The 17720-nt window shown below is 71.7% G+C and carries 13 protein-coding genes; 6 read left to right on the top strand and 7 right to left on the bottom strand.

Annotated features, from left to right (window positions below; genetic code table 11):
• Positions 1-52: 52 nt before the first annotated feature.
• Complete coding sequence (locus FB453_RS03035; RefSeq protein ID WP_145787326.1) at positions 53-1213, bottom strand: DNA recombination protein RmuC; 1161 nt, start codon at positions 1211-1213, stop codon at positions 53-55.
• A gap of 54 nt (positions 1214-1267) precedes the next feature.
• On the opposite strand from FB453_RS03035, the gene FB453_RS03030 reads away from it, so the two are divergent.
• Positions 1268-2101: a hypothetical protein gene (locus tag FB453_RS03030; protein ID WP_145787324.1), complete on the top strand. Its 834-nt coding sequence runs from the start codon at positions 1268-1270 to the stop codon at positions 2099-2101.
• A gap of 68 nt (positions 2102-2169) precedes the next feature.
• Here the strand turns inward: FB453_RS03030 and ppc are convergent, their stop codons facing one another.
• From ppc to FB453_RS03015, 3 genes are all read right to left on the bottom strand, one after another.
• The gene (ppc, locus tag FB453_RS03025) at positions 2170-4956 is read right to left on the bottom strand and encodes a phosphoenolpyruvate carboxylase (protein WP_112581942.1); all 2787 of its coding nucleotides are present in this window, start codon (positions 4954-4956) and stop codon (positions 2170-2172) included.
• A 129-nt stretch (positions 4957-5085) separates the two neighbouring features.
• Complete coding sequence (locus FB453_RS03020) at positions 5086-6117, bottom strand: YhgE/Pip domain-containing protein (RefSeq protein ID WP_145787322.1); 1032 nt, start codon at positions 6115-6117, stop codon at positions 5086-5088.
• 115 nt (positions 6118-6232) lie between these two features.
• Positions 6233-7021: a cyclase family protein gene (locus FB453_RS03015; RefSeq protein WP_486480138.1), complete on the bottom strand. Its 789-nt coding sequence runs from the start codon at positions 7019-7021 to the stop codon at positions 6233-6235.
• A gap of 442 nt (positions 7022-7463) precedes the next feature.
• Here FB453_RS03015 and FB453_RS03010 point away from each other — a divergent pair, with 442 nt between their 5' ends.
• Complete coding sequence (locus tag FB453_RS03010) at positions 7464-7796, top strand: helix-turn-helix domain-containing protein (RefSeq protein WP_145787318.1); 333 nt, start codon at positions 7464-7466, stop codon at positions 7794-7796.
• Here FB453_RS03010 and FB453_RS03005 read toward each other — a convergent pair.
• Positions 7787-8152: a hypothetical protein gene (locus FB453_RS03005; RefSeq protein WP_145787316.1), complete on the bottom strand. Its 366-nt coding sequence runs from the start codon at positions 8150-8152 to the stop codon at positions 7787-7789. The genes FB453_RS03010 and FB453_RS03005 overlap by 10 nt on opposite strands.
• A gap of 524 nt (positions 8153-8676) precedes the next feature.
• On the opposite strand from FB453_RS03005, the gene mfd reads away from it, so the two are divergent.
• The 4 genes from mfd (at position 8677) to FB453_RS02985 (ending at position 15968) form a co-directional block, all read left to right on the top strand.
• Positions 8677-12366: a transcription-repair coupling factor gene (mfd, locus tag FB453_RS03000; RefSeq protein WP_145787314.1), complete on the top strand. Its 3690-nt coding sequence runs from the start codon at positions 8677-8679 to the stop codon at positions 12364-12366.
• A gap of 114 nt (positions 12367-12480) precedes the next feature.
• Positions 12481-13233: a hypothetical protein gene (locus FB453_RS02995; RefSeq protein ID WP_112581947.1), complete on the top strand. Its 753-nt coding sequence runs from the start codon at positions 12481-12483 to the stop codon at positions 13231-13233.
• Positions 13234-13235: 2 nt separating this feature from the next.
• On the top strand, positions 13236-14228 hold the full coding sequence (locus FB453_RS02990; RefSeq protein ID WP_145787312.1) for a nucleoside triphosphate pyrophosphohydrolase: 993 nt from the start codon (positions 13236-13238) through the stop codon (positions 14226-14228).
• 120 nt (positions 14229-14348) lie between these two features.
• Positions 14349-15968 carry a DUF885 domain-containing protein gene (locus tag FB453_RS02985; protein ID WP_145787310.1) on the top strand — a complete coding sequence of 540 codons (1620 nt, stop codon included), beginning with the start codon at positions 14349-14351 and terminating at the stop codon, positions 15966-15968.
• Between the two features lie 25 nt (positions 15969-15993).
• On the opposite strand, the gene FB453_RS02980 is transcribed toward FB453_RS02985, so the two are convergent.
• Positions 15994-16938 carry an NUDIX domain-containing protein gene (locus tag FB453_RS02980; RefSeq protein ID WP_145787308.1) on the bottom strand — a complete coding sequence of 315 codons (945 nt, stop codon included), beginning with the start codon at positions 16936-16938 and terminating at the stop codon, positions 15994-15996.
• Positions 16907-17602, bottom strand: a complete 696-nt coding sequence (locus FB453_RS02975) for a hypothetical protein (protein WP_112581953.1) — start codon at positions 17600-17602, stop codon at positions 16907-16909. The genes FB453_RS02980 and FB453_RS02975 overlap by 32 nt, the downstream gene beginning before the upstream one ends.
• Positions 17603-17720: the final 118 nt, after the last annotated feature.

Below are 17720 nucleotides of genomic sequence, written 5' to 3'. Positions count from 1 at the left end.
TCCCTTGTGACCAGTTCGTGACACGCGGGCACACACACTGTCACATAGATGGCTAGCGGGCCGAGACCTCGTCGGCCGGATCGGTCAGCTCGGGTGCCTGCGGCTGCCGGGGCGCCAACTCGACCTGGGCCGGCGTGGCCAACTCGTCGTCCGAGACGCCCAACTCGGCGAGCTTGCGGGCGCTGACCAGCACCCGGGCCTCCAGCGAGCCGACCGCCCGGTTGTAGGCGGTCACCGCGCCGGCCAGCGAGGACCCCAGCTTGCCAACGTGGTCGCCCAGGGTGGAGAGCCGGCCGTACAGCTCCCGGGCGAGGGTGTGCACCGCGAGCGCGTTGCGGGCCAGTGCCTCCTGCCGCCAGGAGTAGGCCACGGTGCGGAGCAGGGCGACCAGCGTGGCCGGCGTGGCGAGCACCACGTTGCGGGTGAAGGCGTGCTCCAGCAGCGTCGGGTCCCGCTGGAGCGCGACGTCGAGGAACGGGTCGGCGGGGACGAACAGCACCACGAACTCGGGTGAGTTGTCGAACGCCGACCAGTACGACTTGGCGGCGAGGGCGTCGACGTGCCCCCGCAGGTGCCGCGCGTGCGCGTCGAGGTGGGTGTCCCGGCCGCGCTCGTCGCGGGCCTCCATGGCTGTCAGGTACGCGTCGAACGGGGCCTTGGCGTCCACCACCACCGAGCGACCACCGTGCAGGCGGACCACCAGGTCCGGGCGCACGACCTGCTGGTCGGTGGCGGCGGTGACCTGCTCGGAGAAGTCGCAGTGCTCCAGCATGCCGGCAGCCTCGACGATCCGGCGCAGCTGGTGCTCGCCCCACCGGCCCCGCACCTGCGGTGCGCGCAGCGCCGCCACCAACTGCTTGGTCTCGGTGCGCAGCTCACCGGAGACCGCGTTCATCGAGCGGACCTGCTCACGCAGCTCGGCGTACGCGTCGACGCGGTCGTGCTCCAGCTCGGCCACCCGCTGCTCGTAGCGGCGCAGGGTGTCGTGCAGCGGCGCGACCGCCCGGGCCACCGCCTCCTGGGACTGCGCGGTCGCCTCGTAGCTCAACGCCCGCATGGACTGCTCCAGCCGACCCTCACCCTCCCGGGTGGCGGCCAGGGTGGCATCCAGGCGGGCGATGTCGGCGGCCGACCGGGACCGGGCCGCGAGCCAGCCCACCGCCCCGCCGGCGCCGAGGCACACGATCACCAGGAGCAGGGTCGAGACGTCCATCACCGGAGCTTGCCAGACGGATACGACGGGCGACCCGGGGGTACGTTCGATGACATGGAACTTGTGCTCTGCCTCGCCGTTGTGCTGGTCGGCGCGCTGGGCGCCGCCGCGCTCATCCGCGCTCAGGCCGGTGCCCGTCGGCGCACCGAGCTCGGCGACGCCCGCGCGGAGGCGCAGCGGTGGTACGAGCGCCTCGGCGGCCAGTTGATGAACCTGCACGGCGAGGAACCAGCGGTACGCCAGGCGCTGGCCGACGCCGGTGAGCGGTACAACGCGGCGGGCTCCCAGCTGGAGCAGGCGTCCACGCCGCACCAGTTCGGGCTGGCCCGGGAGACCGCGCTGGAGGGTTTGGCGTACATCCGGGCGGCGCGTACGGCGCTGGGCATCGATCCGGGCCCCGAGGTGCCGACCCTGGCCGCCGCCCGCGGCGTGGGACAGCTCACCAAGGAACGCGAGGTCGATGTGCAGGGGCAGACCTTCCGGGCCGGGCCGCAACCCGGCCGGGAAACGCCCTACTACTACCCCGGTGGGCGTTATCAGGGTCGCCCGGTGCCCGCCGGCTGGTATTCGACGCCCTGGTGGAAGACGGCGCTGGGTGCCGGCGCCGGTGTGCTCGGCGGCATCCTGATCGCCGACGCGCTTTTCTCTCCCGCCTTCGCCGACCCGGGGTACGGCTACGACGCCGGCTACCAGGAGGGCTTCGGTGACGGTGTCGACCAGGGCGGCGACGGCGGTGACCAGGGCGGCGACTTCGGCGGCGGCGACCAGGGTGGGGACTTTGGCGGCGGGGACTACGCCGGTGGGGACTTCGGTGGTGGCGACTTCGGTGGTGGCGGCTTCGGCGGCGGCGACTTCGGGGGCGGGGACTTCGGCGGCGGCGACTTCTGACCGTCGTTCAGACCTATGGAAACGGACCCCGGTCGCAGCGACCGGGGCCCGTTTTTCGTACCTGTCGATCAGCCGGTGTTGCGCATCCCGGCGGCGATGCCGTTCACGGTGGTGAGCAGCGCGCGTTCCAGTGCGGTGCCGTCGCTCGGTGCGCGTCGGCCGCCCGGTGCGGTGGCGATCGCCCTCCCGGCAGCGCCCGACTCCCGGTACTGCCGCAGCAGCGCCACCTGGAGGTGGTGCAGCGGCTCCAGGTAGGTGTCGCGGACGGCCAGGGTGCGCTGGAGCACCGGCGAGTTCTCCAGCAGGGCCGGTGAGGCGGTCACCGCCAGCACCTCCCGCTTGGTCAGCTCGTACTCCTGCTCGATCTGCTCGAAGATCGGGTGCAGCTTCTTCGGCACCAGCGTCTCGACGTACCGGCGGGCGATGCTCAGGTCGGTCTTGGTCAACATCATCTCGACGTTCGACAGGAACGTGCGGAAGAAGTGCCAGTTGCGGTGCATCTCGGCCAGCACGTCCGCCAGCCCCGCCTCGCGGGCGGCGGCCAGCCCGGAGCCGACGCCGAACCAGCCCGGCACGATCTGCCGGGTCTGCGTCCAACCGAACACCCACGGGATGGCCCGCAGCCCGGACAACCCGGCGCCGGTGTTCGGGCGCTTCGCCGGCCGGGAGCCGATGTTCAGCGCGCCGAGCAGCTCGGTGGGGGTGGACGCCCAGAAGTACGCGGGCAGGTCCGGGTCCTCGACCAGCGACCGGTAGGACCGGAACGCCGACTCGGAGACCACATCCATCGTCGCGTCCCAGCGCTCCAACATCTCGGCCGGCTGCCGGGGTGCGGTGTGCAGCAGGGTCGCCTGGAGCACCGCGGCGAGGGTGAGCTCCAGATTCTCCCGGGCCAGCGAGGGCAGGGTGTACTTGTCGGAGATCACCTCGCCCTGCTCGGTCACCTTGATCGCGCCGTCCATGGTGCCGTACGGCTGCGCCAGGATCGCCTCATGCGTCGGCCCGCCGCCGCGCCCGACCGTGCCGCCCCGGCCGTGGAACAGCCGCAGGTGGACACCGTGCCGGGCGGCCACGTCGCGCAGCGCGCGCTGCGCCCGGTGGATCGACCACTGGCTGGTGGTGATCCCGGCTTCCTTGTTCGAGTCGGAGTAGCCGAGCATGACCTCCTGCACGTCACCCCGGGCCGTCACCAGCGCCCGGTACGCGGGCAGCGACAGCAGCTCGTCGAGGAGTTCGCCGCCGGAGTTCAGCTCGGCCGGGGTCTCCAGGAGCGGCACGAACCCGACCCGGGCCCGACCGCTGTGCACGTCCACCAGACCGGCCTCGCGGGCCAGCACCACGGCGGCCAGCACGTCGTCGACACCCAGGGTCATCGAGATGATGTACGACTCGATCACCTCGGCGCCGAACCGGTCCTGTGCCTCCCGGATGGTCCCGAACACGTCGAACGTCTTGCGGGCCGGCTCGGACAGCGACGTGTCGACCGTCGACAGCGGACGGCGACCGGTCAGCTCGTCGGCGAGCAGCTTGGTGCGTTCCAGCCGGGTCAGCGCCGGGTAGTCGGAGACCTCGCCGACCGCTTCGTAGAGCTGCGCGAGCACCGCGTGGTGCGCCTCGGCGTGCTCCCGGACGTCCATGGTGGCCAGGTGCAGGCCGAACGCGGAGACCGTACGGATGGTGGAGGCCAGCCGGCCGACCGCGGTGAGCTGCCCGGAGTTGCGGGCCAGCGAGGCGCGCAGCAGGTCGAGGTCGGCGATCAGCTCGGCGGAGCCCCGGTAGTCCCGACCCGGTACGTGGGCGGTGCCCTGGCGCAACCTCAGCCGGGTGTTGGCGAGCTTCGCCTTCACGCAGCGTGCCTTGAGCCGGTACGGCTCCTCCGCGTTGACCCGGCGGAAGCGCTGCGCCACCTCGGGCAGCGCGTCCAGGTCGGCGGCGAGGCTGGCGGAGAGGTCCAGGGACACCCCGCGCAGTCGGCGGGACACCGAGACCTCGTTGATCAGGTGGTCCATCGCCTTCTCGGTGGCCGCGATGCCGTGCTCGTGCTGGATGGTCAGCACCTCGCGGGTGACCGCCGGGGTGACGAACGGGTTGCCGTCGCGGTCGCCGCCGATCCAGGTGCCGAAGCTCAGCGGCCGGGCCGTCGGCGAGGTCTCCACGCCGAGCGTGCGCAGCGTGTCGGCCAGGTCGTCGAGCACCTGCGGGGCGGCCTCGGCGTACAGGTCGCGCAGGTAGTAGATCGCGTTGCGGGCCTCGTCGGTCGGGTCCGGCCGGTCGAGCCGCAGCTCGTCGGTCTGCCACATCAGGTCCAACAACTCGGCCAGCCGACGGTTGGCCGGGCCCTCGTCGCTGGCGCCGTAGAGGATCGCGTTGGCGGTCTCGGTGTCCAACTCGTCGGCGATCGCCCGCAGCTTGGACAGGATCGAGCGACGGGCCGCCTCGGTCGGGTGCGCGGTGAAGACCGGTCGCACCGCCAGCCGGCGAGCCGCGTTGGCGATCTCCTCGGCCGGCACCCCGCGCTCGGCGATCATCTTGGCGGCCTGGTCCAGCCAGCCGCCCTGCACCGCGCGGCGACGGCGCAGATCCCGTGCACGGTGCACCTGCTCGGTGATGTTGGCCAGGTGGAAGTAGGTGGAGAAGGCGCGGGCCAGCTTGGTGCCGGTGGTGACGTCGAGCCCGCCGAGACGCTGGGCGGCCGCCGGGGCGTCGGAGCGAACCTGGGCGCGGATCTCCTCGACGAGGTCGAGCAGCGGGCGACCCTCCTGGCGGGCCAGGGTCTGGCCGAGCAGGGTGCCGAGTCGGCGAATGTCGGCGCGCAGTGCGGCGTCCGGGCCGTCGTGGTCGTGCTGGTCGGTCACGATGCGCTCCCTTACGTGGGTACGAAGGACAGCGCTGTCCGACTTACTGGATGGTATCCGCGCGCCGGGGATGTCTGGAGGGCCCCCTGGTGATCCACTGCCCTCGGGAGGGTGTTTTCCGGGGTGATCTCAACCACCGTCGCGGTCCGGCGAGGGGCCGGAGGGGGCGGCCCGGCGACCCCGGACCAGGCTCGCGCTGACCAACCCGAGCGCTCCGAGCACCGTCCAGATCCCGAGGGCGAAAGCCGGCCAGCCGGCCGACCGCCAGTCGAAGTACACGGCGGCCTTGGTCAAATCGTTGGCGAGCCCGGGGATGTTCCAGCGGTGCATGCCGCGCAGCACCCCGGGCAGGAACTCGGGCGCGTAGATGCCGCCGGACCCCGGGTTGCCGAGCACCACCAACAGCAGGATGACCAGCGCGGTGCCCGCGACGCCGAGCCAGCCCTGGATGGCGCTGGCGAACATGGCGGCGGCGAAGACGGCCAGCGCGCCGATGGCGGCGATCGTCGGCACGTCGTGGTGCCAGATGTCCAGGACGGGTCCGACCACTACCGCGCCGGCGATGCCGAGCAGCACGCTGTAGACAGCCAGGGCGGCGATGCGCAGTCCGGCCCGTCGCGCCGTTCGGGGGGTGGTGCCGGCGGATATCCCGAGCACGGTCGAACCCAGGTAGCCGCCGAGCACGTACCCGACGTTCAGGTAGAAGGGCACCACCCCGCGCGGGTCGGCCGGGGTGACCGGCACCTCGTCGACGATCTGGAGCGGGGTGCCGGTGCGGGTGGTGGCGGTGCCGAGGACCTCCTTGATCGCGCTGGTGGCCGAGGGGCCGGAGGCGCTCGCCACGGTGAGGACCAGGCCGTTGTCGGGTCCGGTGCTGAGCACGGCGTACACCGCGCGGCTCAGCAGTCCGTGCTCGGCGGCGCCCGGGTCGTCGTACTCGATGGGTTTGAGGATGTTGGTCTGGCCGCGCACGGCGTCGAGCGTCGCCCGGGCGCGTTGGTCGCCGGAGACGACGCCGATCGGCACGTCGCGGGGTGTGGGCTGGTGCAACGCGCCGACGTAGGCCGCGATGAACGCCGTGGCCAGCACGAGGGTGCCGAGGAGCAGTCCGATGCTGCGCGGCGCCCAGTCGCGAGCTGTGCCGTGCGAGTCCTTGTCCACGTTGTCAGCCTATGGTCCGTTTTGCAGACCGCAGGGTGGAACCAGTTGGCCGCGCGCCCCCACGGTGCGGCAGAGACCGGCCGCCGGCCGTGCGTCGACGGCCTCGCGGGTGGCGTCAGGGGTTGACGACGGCGAAGGCGCGAACGGGGAAGGTGCCCATGCCGGCCACCATCGGCGGGGCAGCGGTGAACCGGAACCCGCTCGGCGGCAACGCGTCCAGGCCGGTCAGGTGCTCGACGATCTGGATGCCGGCGGCGAGCAGCGTGCTGTGCGCGGGGCGTACGCCAGCGGCCGCCGGGCTCATGTCGTCGATGTTGATCGAGTCGATGCCGACCAGGGCCGCCCCCGCGTCGACCAGCGCCTGGGCGGCGTCCCCGGTCAGGTACGGCGCGTCCGGGGCGCCGTACCTCTCGGTGCCGAAGTGCGCGTCCCACCCGGTGTGCAGCAGCACCGCCTGGCCGGTCACCTCGTACGGGGCCAGCATCAGCCGGTCCACCGCGCGGATGCCGGCCGGCACCCGGACCACCACCCCCGGTAGATCGGCGAGACGGTCCAGCGGCACCCCGGTCAGGTCGTCCCGGCCGGCCCAGCGGTGGGCGGGGGTGTCCAGGTACGTGCCGGTGTTGGCGATCATGTCGATTCGGGCCACATGGAACTCGGTGTCCTGGGCGTACCGCTCGCGGGATGCCGCGAAGGTCAGCCAGTCGGTGATCCGGGGGCCCGGCCAATCCGGCAGGGTGGTCATCCCGTCGCTGATCACGTGGCTCAACTCGACCAGCCGACGACCGGCGCCGGATCCGTCGACCGCGACACCCCGGCCACCCTTGTGCGGCTCCTCGATGATCGTCTTGGCGCTGATCCGGACGTCGGCGACCATCAGCAGCCCGAAGTGCCGGACGAACAACGCCGCCAGGTCGCCGTCGGTGATCTCCCGACCGGGAATGTCCAGCCGGAACCCCTCGGTACGCAGCCCGCCGCCGTTGGCGAAGCTGACCTCCGCGTCGAACTGTGCCCGCCACTGTCACCCATACCGAAACCCGACCACGCCCGCCGTCAGTGGTCAAGATCCGCCAGGATGGCGCGACAAGCGGTCGCGTGGCGGAAGATCCACTCGGGTTCAAGGAAAGCGCGGTGTCGACGTGCCGAGGATGCCCCGATTTCCTTGAAGTCGACTGGATCAACAAAGCCCGGGGCGGCGGCAGGAATGGTCGCCTGGTGTCGCCATTCAGACTCGGGTCAACGTGGGAATACATGTGCTGCGTCGATCTAATACAGTGACGTCCGTAATGGTCGGACAAGGGTAAAGGTGATCGAGGATAGGTGCAGCAAGTTACGGGGGGATTGTCATGGAGAAGGGCATGCGCGCGAAAGAGCATTCTGGGAACGTCGTTGCGCCGGCGGCTGCCGACGTCAGCGACATTCCTCTCACGCCTCGGGAGCGCCGCATCGTGAAATTGCTGGCCGCAGGCTATACGGACGAGGCGGCAGCCCGCGAGCTGGAGATCAGTCGACGGACGGTCTGCTATGCCGTGCGAGGGTTGATGGTGCGGATGGGTGCCGGGAGCAGGTTCCAGCTCGCCTGGCTGTTGAAGTCGTTGGCAAACTCCGATCGGAGCGGCCGATCGCCAGAGGGGCGCGTCGTCACCACGCGCCCCCCTGGTCGACAGGGTCACACGTAGTAGCCGTACACGCCCCACGAGGTCCGTGACGTTCCGCTCGGGCAGGTTCCGAACGAGTAGCGCCGATCGCCGGCCCAGCGCTCCGGCCCGTAGTACGTGCGGCTGTTGCTGCAGGCGACCCAGCCCTGGTAGCGGGCGTCTGGCCCGTTGCCGTCGCACCACCCGCCGCCGCTGCGCGAGTTGGCGGGGTTCGGGAGCTTGTAGCACATGCCCAGCCATCCGGCCGCCATGGTCGCTGACCTCGCTCCGGTGGTCGCCGTCTGGTCGGACTCGCCGCCAGCGGCGGACGCCGGGCCGGCCAGGCCCGCGAGGGCGACGCTGATGGTGGCCGCGACCACCATCACCCTTGTCTGCATTTTCTTCACGCTTTTCATCCCCTCTCCCGAGCCCTTGTGGGCTCAATGGTCGATGTCATCGCGACGACTTCCTTCACGGTACATACGGCTATCGAGGATCGACTATTGATTTGCGCAATTGTGCTGCGCAAAGATGCAGGCGGTACGGGTCCGACCTTTTCTTTCGTGGCTGCCACTGTCGGCGAGGTGGAATTCGGCCGGCCATCGCAGGTGCGCGGAGCCTCGGCGCGTTCAGCTGATCGAGTGCGTCGACAGTGCTCGGCCTGGCTGGTCGACCACGAGGCGACGGTGGTCGACTCAAGTTGGAGTTGGGCATCTCATGAGCGACGTCACCGTGGTCCAATCGACCGGGACGCGCCCTGCCGGTCAGGAGAGCGGGATGGTGTCGGGGTCCCGCTGGCGTCTCGGCTGGCCGGGGAGCGGGAAATGGCTGACCCGCGGAGATAGGCTTGCCGGGTGCACCCCCCGTCCGGCTGGACGAGGGGCCGCCGTCGTGTGCGTCGACTCCCCGGGAAGGATTTCCCTTGCTCACCGGTCTGTTCACCGCCGCCCTGGCCGACCCCGGGCTGACCCGGGCGCGTGACCTGGCGCGCTCCGGTGCCGCCCAGGTCGACGGCCTCGACATCACCGCCCCGGCGGCGCTGCGCCCGTTCGCCGTCGCGGCGGTCGCCGCGGACAACGACGGCGCCGGGCGACCGGTGCTGGCGGTGACCGCCACCACCCGGGAGGCCGACGACCTGGCCGCCGCGCTGGGCGGGTTGCTGCCGGCCGAGCAGGTAGTGGTCTTCCCCTCCTGGGAGACGCTGCCGCACGAGCGGCTGTCCCCCCGCTCCGACACGGTCGGCCGGCGGCTGGCCGTGCTGCGCCGGCTGGCGCACCCGGAGGCGACCGACGCGCACGGCGGCACCGGGCCACTGCGAGTGGTCGTGGCCCCGGTCCGTTCGCTGCTCCAGCCCCAGTTGAAGGGGCTCGGCGATCTGGAGCCGGTGCAGCTCGCCGCCGGCGAGGAGGCAGACCTGGAAGAGGTCGCCCGCCGGCTGATCGACATGGCGTACGCCCGGGTCGACCTGGTCACCAAGCGCGGCGAGTTCGCGGTGCGCGGCGGCATCCTGGACGTCTTCCCGCCCACCGACGAGCACCCGTCCCGCGTCGAGTTCTGGGGCGACGAGGTGGAGGAGATCCGCACTTTCGCCGTCGCCGACCAACGGACCATCGAGCAGGTTCCGCTGCTCTGGGCACCGCCCTGCCGCGAGCTGCTGCTCACCCCGGCGGTCCGCGACCGGGCCGCCGCGCTCGCCGAGCAGCACCCCGAGCTGGCCGAGATCCTCGACAAGCTGGCCGAGGGCATCCCGGTGGAGGGGATGGAGTCGCTGGCCCCGGTGCTGGTCGGCCCCGACTCACTGGAGCTGCTGCTGGACGCCATGCCGGCCGGCACCCACGTCCTGCTCTGCGACCCGGAACGGATCCGCACGCGGGCGCACGACCTGGTGCGTACCTCGGAGGAGTTCCTGCAGGCCAGTTGGGCCGCCGCCGCGGTCGGCGGCCAGGCCCCGGTGGACGTCGGCGCAGCCGCCTTCCGCACCCTCGGCGAGGTACGCGCCGCCGCAGGCAGGCTCGGCCAGCCGTGGTGGACGCTGTCCCCGTTCGGATTGGTGGACGACCCTCATTCGGTCCGGAGTGCCGGCTCCCGGCGCGGAGGCCGAATTATGGTCGATGGGGAGACCGCGGAGACGCGGCAGCCCTGGGAGGACGCGCCCGAGCAGGCCGCAGTCACTCCGGACGACGCCATCGCGGTGACCCTGTCCGCCCAACCGGCGCCGCTCTATCACGGCGAGACCTCGCGGGTGGTCGACGACCTCAAGCGCTGGGCCGGCGAGGGTTGGTCGATCGCGCTGGTCTTCGAGGGGCACGGCCCCGCCCAGCGCGCCGTGGAGGTGCTGCGCGACGCCGGCCTGGGTGCCCGGTTGACCGAGGAGGTGCCGACCGCGCCCGTCCCCGGCGAGCTGGTGGTCACCTGTGGCGCACTGAGCAGCGGGTTCGTCGACGAGGCGTCCCGCTTCGTGCTGCTCACCGGCAATGACGTGACCGGCGGTCGGGGCACCTCGACGCGGGACATGCGCAAGATGCCGAGCCGGCGGCGCAACACCATCGACCCGCTGGAGTTGAAGGCCGGCGACCACGTGGTGCACGAGCAGCACGGCATCGGCCGCTACGTCGAGCTGGTGCAGCGCACAGTCAACGGGGCCAGCCGCGAATACCTGGTGATCGAATACGCGGCCAGCAAGCGTGGTCAGCCCGGCGACCGCCTGTTCGTCCCCACCGACCAGCTCGACCAGCTCTCCCGCTACGTGGGCGGCGAGCAGCCGACCCTGCACAAGATGGGCGGCTCGGACTGGCAGAAGTCCAAGGCCCGGGCCCGCAAGGCGGTCCGGGAGATCGCCGCGCAGCTCATCCAGCTCTACGCCGCCCGCAAGGCGTCCAAGGGGCACTCGTTCGGCCCGGACACCCCGTGGCAGCGTGAGCTGGAGGACGCCTTCCCCTGGCAGGAGACGCCGGACCAGCTCGCCGCGATCGACGAGGTCAAGCGGGACATGGAGCAGACCGTCCCGATGGACCGGCTGATCTGCGGTGATGTCGGCTACGGCAAGACCGAGATCGCGGTCCGGGCGGCCTTCAAGGCGGTGCAGGACGGTAAGCAGGTGGCGGTGCTGGTGCCGACCACCCTGCTGGTTCAGCAGCACTACAACACGTTCGCCGAGCGGATGAGCCAGTTCCCGGTCGAGATCCGGCAGCTGTCCCGGTTCCAGACTCCGAAGGAGACCGAGCGGACGCTGGAGATGGTCGCCGACGGCACCGTCGACATCGTCATCGGCACGCACCGGTTGCTCCAGACGGCGACCCGCTTCAAGCAGCTCGGTCTGGTGATCGTCGACGAGGAGCAGCGCTTCGGTGTCGAGCACAAGGAGCACCTGAAGACGCTGCGCGCGTCGGTCGACGTGCTCAGCATGTCGGCCACCCCGATCCCGCGCACCCTGGAGATGGCGATCACCGGCATCCGGGAGATGTCCACCATCGCCACCCCGCCGGAGGAGCGGCACCCGGTGCTCACCTTCGTCGGCGCGCAGGACGACCGGCAGGTCGCCGCGTCCATCCACCGTGAGCTGCTCCGCGACGGGCAGGTCTTCTACCTGCACAACCGGGTCGAGTCGATCGACCGGGCGGCACGGCGGCTGCGGGAGCTGGTGCCCGAGGCGCGGGTCGCGGTGGCGCACGGCCAGATGGGCGAGGACGCCCTGGAGAAGGTCATGGTCGGCTTCTGGGAGAAGGAGTTCGACGTCCTGGTCTGCACCACGATCGTCGAGTCGGGCATCGACATCCCGAATGCCAACACCCTGATCGTGGAGCGGGCCGACCTGCTCGGCCTGGCCCAGCTGCACCAGATCCGGGGCCGGGTCGGCCGGGGCCGGGAGCGGGCGTACGCCTACTTCCTCTACCCGCCGGAGAAGCCGCTCACCGAGCACGCCCACGAGCGGTTGGCGACCATCGCCCAGCACACCGAGTTGGGTGCTGGCATGTACGTGGCGATGAAGGACCTGGAGATCCGGGGCGCCGGCAACCTGCTCGGCGGCGAGCAGTCCGGGCACATCGAGGGCGTCGGCTTCGACCTGTACGTGCGGATGGTCGGCGAGGCGGTCTCCGCGTTCAAGGGTGAGCGGTCGGAGGACGAGCCCGACGTCAAGATCGACCTGCCGATCGACGCGCACCTGCCGCACGACTACGTGAGCGTGGAGCGACTGCGCCTGGAGATGTACCGCAAGCTGGCCGAGGCGCGCGACGAGGAGCGGCTGGGTGAGGTGGTCGCCGAGATGAAGGACCGGTACGGCGAGCCGCCGGCCCCGGTGCAGAACCTGGTGGAGGTGGCCCGGTTCCGTCTGCTGGCCCGCCGCTACGGCCTCACCGACGTGTCCATGCAGGGCAAGCACGTGCGGTTCGGCCCGCTGCCGTTGCCGGACTCGAAGCAGATGCGGCTCAAGCGCTACCACCCGGACGCCGTCTACAAGCAGGCCACCGACCAGGTCAGCGTGCCCCGACCGACCACCCGTCGGATCGGCGGCGAGCCGCTGCGTGACCAGGCGCTGCTCCAGTGGTGCGCGCAACTGCTCTCCGATGTGCTCGGTGCTCCCGCCCCAATCACCGTCGCCGCGAGCGCCTGAACCTGCGGTGTGCTCTCGACCAGGGACGGTCGCGTCGACGCCGTCCCTGGTCGTGGGATGAGCGGAGGTGGGGGGCGTCACAACCCCGGGTGACGGCGTGAGAGAGTGACGGCTATGCGTGCTCGCCGTCTTGCCGCCGTCGCCACTGTGGCGCTCGGCCTCGTCGCCCTCTCCGGTTGCCGTGCTGAGCCTGGTATCGCCGCTTACATCGGTGACCAGCGCATCACCGACGTTCAGGTCACCACCGCGATGAAGGACCTGCGGACGAAGAACCCGGCGCCGGAGTCATCCGCCAGTGGGCAGCCCGAGGCGGCGCAACCGACCCTGCCCAAGGTGGCCGACGTGGTTCGGACCATGGTGCTGACCAAGGTGTGCGAGAAGCTCTCCGCCGAGAAGAACTACCAGCCGCGCGGCCAGGTGGCGGCCGACCAGGCCGCCCAGCAGCTCGGTCTCGCCCCGGAGACCGGGCACGTGCGGGAGGTGGCGAAGCTCTTCACCTGCCTGTCCGGGTTGCCGGCCGAGCCGGTCGAGCCGACCAAGGAGGAGATCGCCGACGTGATCGCCGCCGGGCGTGCGGCCGGCAAGATCCCAGCTGAGGTGACCGATGCGGACGCCGCCCAGCAGCTCGACGGCGAGCAGCTACGCGGCGCGCTGGCGACCAAGCGGATCCTGGCCGAGGCGGTCGGTCGTTACGACGTCACCGTCAGCCCTCGGTACCGTCCGCTTGAGTTCCCGCTTCTCAGCTTCGCCGGTGACGCACCCGCGGTGAGTGTGCCGTTGGGTGAGCCCGCCTCTGACGCGGTCACCGACATTTCCACCCCGGAGGGGCCGACCGGGACGCCGGAGGCCGAGGGCACGGCCAGCTGAGCATGACCGCACGGATCGTCCTCCTGGTCACCTCACCTCGGTTGCCCGCCGGTCTGTTGACGGCCGCGGCCTGGGACGTCGTACGCCAGCACCCGGTGTTGACCGGCGCGGACAGCGAGTTGACCACGGCCGTGCGCCAGGCGGGCGCCGAGGTCACCGTGGTGGACGGTCCGGCGACGCAGCCGTTGCTGGACGCGGTGGCGACGCACGGCACTGTGGTGTGGCTGGCCGGTCCGGCGGGTGACGAGGCGCTGGCCCGGGAGTTGGGTCTGCGGCTGGCCCGGCAGCCCGGGTTGGCCGAGATGGAGTTGATGTACGGCTCGTGGGATCCGCCGGGTGCTCGGCTGCTCGACGCGGTGGCCGTGCTGGATCGACTGGCCTCTCCGGGTGGCGACCCGTGGAAGCGGGCGCAGACGCACCGCAGCCTCGCCGGTTACCTGCTGGAGGAGAGCTACGAGGCGTACGACGCCATCAGCGCCGACGACACCGACGCGCTGCGCGAGGAGTTGGGCGACGTGTTGTTGCAGGTGGTGCTGCACGCGCGGCTTGCCGAGGAGTTGCCCGAGGACGAGCGGTGGACCATCGACGACGTGGCCGGTGGTCTGGTCGACAAGATGATCCGGCGTAATCCGCACGTCTTCGCCGGTGCTGAGGCGGGCACCCTGGAGGAGATCACCGAGAACTGGGAGCGGATCAAGCGGGCGGAGAAGGCACGGCATTCGGTGTTGGACGGCGTGGCCCTGAGTCAGCCCGCGCTGGCCCTGGCAGCGCAGATCCTCGACCGCGCCGCCCGCAGGGGCATCGAGGTTCCGCCCCCGTTGGCGGACACCCAGGTGGACGCCGAAGCGCGACTGGGTGCCAGCCTGCTGGCAACGGTCGCCGCGGCCCGCGAGGCAGGCATCGACCCAGAGGCAGCCCTCCGCCGCGCCACCCTGGCCTACGCCGAAGCCATCCGCCAAGCCGAACCCCCACCCGCGCCCGCCAGCCCGCGGTGATCAAGAGGTTTGCGTCAGGATTCGGCTCGAGCCTGCCGTAAACCTCTTGATCAACCCGACGGTGCGGGGGCGGTGGGCGGAACCGGCGGCCTGGGGTGGGGCGGTCGGTAGGGTGGGGCGGTGGAAGCGTTTGGGGTGCTGGCTGAGCGGGTTGTCGAGGCTTTACTGGAGTCACGGCCGGGGGTTGCCACCGCCGCCGGGGACCACCGGTTCGACGACCGACTGCCGGACCTGTCCGCCGACGGGTTGACCGCCGATCGGGCGATGCTCTCCGACGCGGGGAACGCACTGTCCGAACTGGACCCGGACTCGCTCGACGTCGATGAGCAGGTCGACCACGCGCTGCTCACCTCATTCGTGGACCGGGAGCTGTTCGAGCTGACCGAGATCCGCTCGCACGAGTGGGATCCGCTGCGGCACAACCCCGGCCCGCTGCTGCACCCGCTGCTGGCCCGCCCGTACGCCCCCGCGGACGTGCGGCTGACCCAACTGGCCGGCCGGCTCGCCGCCGTACCGGACGCCCTCGCCACCGCCCGCGCGACGCTGCGGGACATGCCGCGCATCCACGCGGAGACGGCGGTGGGGCAGTTCACCGGCACGGCCGCGCTGATCCGCGACGAGCTGCCGCCGTTGCTCGCCCAGGCGCCGGGCCACCTCGACCGGGTCGAGCCGGCGGCCACCGCCGCGATCGCCGCGCTGGAGGAGTTCGTCGCCTGGTTGCGCACCGGCCTGGCCGCCGATGCCGGCCCCGGCCGTGACCCGCGACTGGGCCGGCGTCGCTGGGAGGCACGGCTCTGGCACACCCTCGACACCGAGTTGGGCGCCGCCGAGATCCAGCGTCGCGCCTGGGCCAACCTGGACCGCGTCACCGGGGAGATCCGCGAGGCGGCCGTCGAGCTGGTCGGTGGTCCGGCCGACGACGCGACAGTACGTCGGGCGCTGGACCTGCTCGCCGGCGAGCACCCGAACGACGCGACGATCGTCGAGCTGGCCGGGGTGACCCTGGACGAGGCGACCGACTTCGTCCGCGCACACGACCTGGTCACACTGGTCGACGACCGCTGCGTGATCCAGGAGATGCCGGAGTTCGCCCGGGGGGTCGCGGTGGCGTACTGCGACGCGCCCGGCCCGCTGGAGACCGCCGCCGTGCCGACCTTCTACTGCATCGCGCCCACCCCGTCGGAGTGGCCGGCAAAGCGGGTCGAGTCGTTCTACCGCGAATACAACGACCACATGATCCGCAACCTCACCGTGCACGAGGCGATGCCGGGGCACTTCCTCCAACTCGCCCACGCCCGCCGCTACGTGGGTGGGACGCGGGTCCGCGCGTTGGCCGAGTCCGGCCCGTTCATCGAGGGCTGGGCGGTCTACGCGGAGGAGCTGATGACGGGGCTCGGCTTCGGCGGTCTGCCGGTGCGGTTGCAGCAGCTCAAGATGCAACTGCGAATGACCATCAACGCGCTCCTCGACCAGTTGGTGCACGCCGAGGACCTGCCCGAGGCCGAGGCGATGGCGTTGATGACCGGGCGCGGCTTCCAGGAGGAGGGTGAGGCGGCCGGCAAGTGGCGGCGCGCGCAGCTGACCTCCACCCAGCTCTCCACCTACTTCGTCGGGTACAGCGAGGTGGCCGAGATCGCCGCTGCCCGCCCCGACGGGGTGTCGGTCCGCGGCTGGCACGACTCGATGCTCGCCCACGACTGCCCGCCCCCGCGCCACCTGCGCACCCTGCTCGGTCTCTGAGGAGAAAGCGCGGGCCGCGCGGGTTTCAGCGCCGCCCGGCGGTCATCGTCGCGTCGATGAGCCAGCGCGAGATGGAGTACGCGGGCGGCAGTTGCGCCGGCAGCGCATCCAGGCCGAACCACTGAGCCCTGGTCAGCTCCCGCCCGTCGACCACCGGTTCGGCGTGCGGGTCGGCGGCACGGGCGGTGAAGCCGGCGAGCAGCACGCCCGGGCCGGAGATCGCCCACGGTTGGCTGCCGAAGTAGGCCAGCCGGTCGACGGGCAGCCCGACCTCCTCGCCGACCTCCCGGTGTACCGCCGCCTCAAGTGTCTCGCCGGCTTCGACGAAGCCGGCCACCAGCGCCCACAGCCCGGTCGGACCGGTGGCGTGCCGGACCAGCAGCAGCTCGTCAACGTGCCCGGGTGGGCCGGGTCGGGTGATCGCCACCAGTACGGCGGCGGAGAGCTGCATCGGCACGTACAGGCCGCAGCCGGGGCACTGTCGGGCGGTCTCGCCGGGCAGGTCGGTCAGCTCCGCTCGGCAGGCGCCGCACCACCGGTGGGTACGCCGCCAGGTCAGCACCGCCAGCGCCCGGCCGGCGAGCGTGGCGTGCGGCTCCGGCACCTCGGCGGCGAGTGACGCCCAGGCGCGCGCCGGACCGGGAAGGTCGTTGGCTGTGGTGGTCAGGTCGGCGCCCCAGGCGGGCACTCCGTCGAGCGTGCCCAGCGGCACCCAGTCAGTGTCGGCGGGCAGGTCGGCGACGCGGAGGAGTTGGCCGTCGACGCCGGTCAGCAGCTTCGCGCCGGTCACCGGCAGGGCCAGGTCGCCGGGGCCGGGAGGCAGGCTCCGATCGGCTCCCGGCAGGAACCCGCCGGGCGGCGCGGGCGTGATCCCGCCGAGCGGCGTTCCGGACGCGGACCCACCGGGCGGCGCGACGGTTGGGGGCTCGACCGGTCGGTCACGAGCCGCCGGGGCGGCGGTCGACGACATCGGCGCCGGCGGGCGGTTCGAACGCGCCCTCGTCGACGGTCGCGGAGTAGTTGCTCAGTGCCAGCTCCATCGGCTTGCCGTCGACCGGCCCGGTGAAGCTGCCGAGCACGCCCTCGGTGGTCACGCAGGCGGTGAAGTCGCCGGACGACGAGCTCTGCACCGCGACGCAGGCGGCGTGGTGCCCGGCGACGGTGGTGTCACTCTGCTTGATGACCGCCTGTGGGTCGAGCGCGGCGGCGGTGAGCAGCCCGACCACCACCGGCGGCGTGACGAGGCCCTGCTGGTTGGCCTCGCCGAACAGCGTCACTGTGGGCTTGCTGCCCGGGGTGGGTGGGGTGATCAGCGTGCACTGCGGGCGGGCGCCGGTCGTCGTGCACCGGGTGATGGCCTCCGGGGTGACGGTGAGTTGCCCGCCCGGATAGGTGTAGGTGGATCGCGCCGGGTCCTGTGCCTGCGCGATCGCGGCGCGCTGGCCGCCGGGCAACTGGTAGTCGGCCGAGTAGGTCAACTCCAGTGCCCGATCGAGCCGGGCGGCGAGGTCGTTGACGAGTTCCGAGCGGCCCATGGCGACTCCGGCGTCCTCGAATGTCTGACAGCCGGTGACCGTGAGCGACGCGATGACCGACACGGCGAGCATGCGGAGGGTGGTCGAGGCGGCGGGCATGGCGACCAGCCTGGTGGATCTGGTCCGCGCAGCGCAAACCCGTTGCCGGTTGACGCCCGGAAATCCGGGAATGTCCGTCAACGCGGGGTGACCCGGGTGCGCGGGCGACGCCGTGCCC

Source organism: Micromonospora sp. CNZ322, from assembly GCF_007827755.1.
This window is presented reverse-complemented; position numbering and strand designations above follow the sequence as displayed.